The organism is Thermosynechococcus sp. OHK43, assembly GCF_014466085.1.
Lineage (GTDB): Bacteria > Cyanobacteriota > Cyanobacteriia > Thermosynechococcales > Thermosynechococcaceae > Thermosynechococcus.
The window spans coordinates 1-2,955 of record NZ_JACOMP010000053.1 but is presented as its reverse complement, the minus strand read 5'-3'; the positions used below and the strand labels follow the sequence as shown (position 1 = coordinate 2,955).

4 protein-coding genes are annotated in these 2,955 nt (G+C 52.9%); 2 read left to right on the top strand and 2 right to left on the bottom strand.

The features are described 5' to 3' along the window. A partial coding sequence (locus tag H8Q75_RS02430; protein ID WP_297040185.1) for a uroporphyrinogen-III synthase occupies window positions 1-1,058 on the top strand: 1,058 nt, incomplete at its 5' end. A 71-nt stretch (window positions 1,059-1,129) separates the two neighbouring features. Further along, window positions 1,130-1,720 (top strand): chromophore lyase CpcT/CpeT, encoded by a 591-nt coding sequence (locus tag H8Q75_RS02425; protein WP_024125168.1) that lies wholly within the window; start codon window positions 1,130-1,132, stop codon window positions 1,718-1,720. On the opposite strand, the gene lgt is transcribed toward H8Q75_RS02425, so the two are convergent. Both lgt and rplT read right to left on the bottom strand, forming a co-directional pair. Beyond that, complete coding sequence (lgt, locus tag H8Q75_RS02420) at window positions 1,717-2,523, bottom strand: prolipoprotein diacylglyceryl transferase (protein WP_024125169.1); 807 nt, start codon at window positions 2,521-2,523, stop codon at window positions 1,717-1,719. The two genes, H8Q75_RS02425 and lgt, sit on opposite strands and share 4 nt — an antisense overlap. A 14-nt stretch (window positions 2,524-2,537) precedes the next feature. Further along, complete coding sequence (gene rplT, locus H8Q75_RS02415) at window positions 2,538-2,888, bottom strand: 50S ribosomal protein L20 (RefSeq protein WP_024125170.1); 351 nt, start codon at window positions 2,886-2,888, stop codon at window positions 2,538-2,540. Between the last annotated feature and the right edge of the window lie 67 nt (window positions 2,889-2,955).

Below are 2,955 nucleotides of genomic sequence, written 5' to 3'. Positions count from 1 at the left end.
CCCAAATGGAGACGCTGATTTTTTTGATGGCCACCCGTTCCCTGCGATATATTGCCGAGGAATTGCTGCGGCAGGGGCGATCGCCCACCGAAGGATTGGCGATTCTGCAATGGGCGGGGCAACCCCAGCAACAATTCTGGTTTGGCACCCTAGAGACCTATCTGAAGACGCCTCACTTTCCAGACATGGCTCCTGCGGTCGTTGTCATTGGCGCGATCGCCCAAAAACGCTACCCGTTGGCTAGTCTAGATCTGGTCTTTCCTGAATTTTTGAGGATTTCCCCATCATCAATGTCTCCCCTCTACGGCAAAACGATTCTCGTCACTCGTGCGGCAGCTCAAGCGAGTGAGTTTACTCAGCAACTTATAGCAGCCGGTGCCACCGTTTTAGAAATGCCGACACTGGAAATCGTTCCCCCTAGTTCTTGGCAGCCCCTCGATCGGGCCCTGGCAGAACTCGATACCTTTGACTGGCTGATTCTGACTTCCCACAATGCCGTTACGTTTTTTATGAAACGGTTACACAGTCATGGCAAGGATAGCCGTGCCCTCGCGGGTCTCAAGATTGCTGTCGTCGGTGAAAAAACTGCCCAAACCCTTAGCAGTTACGGCTTAGGGGCTGACTTCACCCCCAGGGAATTTGTCGCCGATGCCCTAGTGGTAGAATTCCCAGAACCTGTGGCCGGGTTGCGTTTTCTTTTTCCACGGGTTGAAAAGGGCGGACGACCCGTCCTAGGGGAGGCCTTTACGGCGGCTGGGGCTGAGGTGGTTGAGGTGCCTGCCTACAATTCATGCTGTCCCCAAACCGTTGATGCCCAAGTTTTAGGAGCGCTGCAAGCGGGTCAAGTGGATATGGTCACGTTTACCAGTTCTAAGACGGTGAAACACTTTTGCCAATTAGTGGGTCCTCAGGCGGCAGAGTTACTTCAGAATGTGCAGATTGCCAGTATCGGGCCGCAAACCTCCCAAACTTGCCGTGAGCTCTTGGGACGAGTGGATACTGAAGCCACAGAGCATACCCTGGAGGGACTCCTTCAGGCATTATTACGGATAGCTTAGGACTTGGGGATAAAGAAGGTACCTCAATCCGCTAGTGTGAAAAAAGGACTGTTGTAAAGCAATTGTGGAGCATGACCCACGCAACCGATGTGTTGACGCTTGGCCGTTGGATGGCGGCGGATTTTAGTAACCAAGCGCAAGCCTTTGAGAATCCTCCCTTCTATGCCCATATTCGGGTGTGTATGCGTCCCCTTCCCAGTGGTGTTCTGGAGGGTATTGCCCTTTATGTGGAACAGGCCTATGACTATCTCCTAGGCGTCCCCTACCGCACACGGGTTTTGGAACTAGTGCCCGCCAATGATCACATTGTCATTAAAAATTATGTACTCAAGGATGAAAAACGCTTCTTTGGGGCAGCTCGCGATCGCCAGCGGCTTCAGGCCATGCGAGCCGATGATCTTGAACTCCTCTGTGGCTGCAATATGCTCACCTACTGGACAGGGCATAGTTTTCGCGGTGAAGTGGAGCCGGGCAAAGCCTGTAAAGTTGTGCGTAAGGGACGGGAAACCTATCTCGATAGCACGTTTGAAATTGATGGCGATCGCTTCATTAGCCACGATCGCGGACGGGATCCCGAAACCGATGAGCACGTTTGGGGATCCGTAGCCGGCCCCTTTCACTTTGTCCGCTGGCAGAGCTTTGCCGATGAAATTATTGCCTAGGTGGCTTGCCAATCTGGCAACGGCTTGCCTTGATAATACAGGCGAAAGAGTCCCCAAGCTCCTAGGGCGATCGCTACCAAGCTGACCACTTGAGCAATTCGCAGAGGGCCCAGCATCAGGCTATCCATGCGCAGCCCTTCAATCCAAAAGCGACCCAAGCTGTAGGCGATGGCATAGACCATCAGAAGCGTCCCCGGCTTTTGATAGCGAGGTTGACGAAAGAGCCACAGCAGGAGCAGAAAAACCCCCAAATTCCAAAGAGACTCATAGAGAAACGTGGGGTGGTAATAGGCTTCGTTGATTAGCTGAGGAGGACGCTGTGGCGCAGGGATATAGAGTTTCCACGGCAAATCAGTGGGGGCACCAAAGGCCTCAGAGTTGAAAAAATTACCCCAGCGACCAATGGCCTGTCCCAAAACCAATGAAGGGGCAACCACATCCGCCACTTGCCAAAAGGAAAGCCGCTGCACATAGGTAAAGATAGCCATCGCCACCATGCCACCGAGAATGGCGCCGTGAATGGCAATGCCGCCTTTCCATATTTGAAGCACTTGATCTAGATGTTTTTGATAAAAGCCCCAGTTAAAGGCGACGTAATAGAGTCGTGCAGCGGGAATAGCTGCAACCACAAGCCAAATGGATAGATCCGCAATCTGATCAGGGTCAATCTGCCGCTGGCGTGCCAAGCGCTGACTCAGCCAGAGGCCAATAAAAACAGCGACAGCAATCAATAACCCGTACCACCGAAGGGTGATAAACCCTAGCTCAAGGGTGGCACCGGGGGATTGGAAAGTGGCGATCATGCCTAGGGCAAGTTCTAAACGGCGCGAGCAGTCTGAATGACAGTGGCAAAGGCATCGGCATCCAGGACAGCCAATTGAGCCAGCATCTTGCGATTCAGTTGAATGTCTGCTTTTTTCAGGGCACCCATGAGTTGACTGTAGCTCATGCCATGTTGACGCGCAGCAGCGTTAATGCGGGCAATCCAGAGCCGCCGAAAGTCGCGTTTGCGCCGCCGGCGATCGCGATAGGCATTGCACAGTGCCTTCATGACCACCTGATTTGCCGTGCGGAAGAGCTTCGAGTGCCCCGCCCGATAGCCCTTGGCGAGCTTGAGAATTTTTTTACGCCGTTTGCGGGCAACGTTACCCCGCTTGACCCTTGCCATAGTTCAACTTCACCCTTAATCAAAAACCGAAAAACTGAAAATTGATAAATTAAGCGTAGGGCAGCAT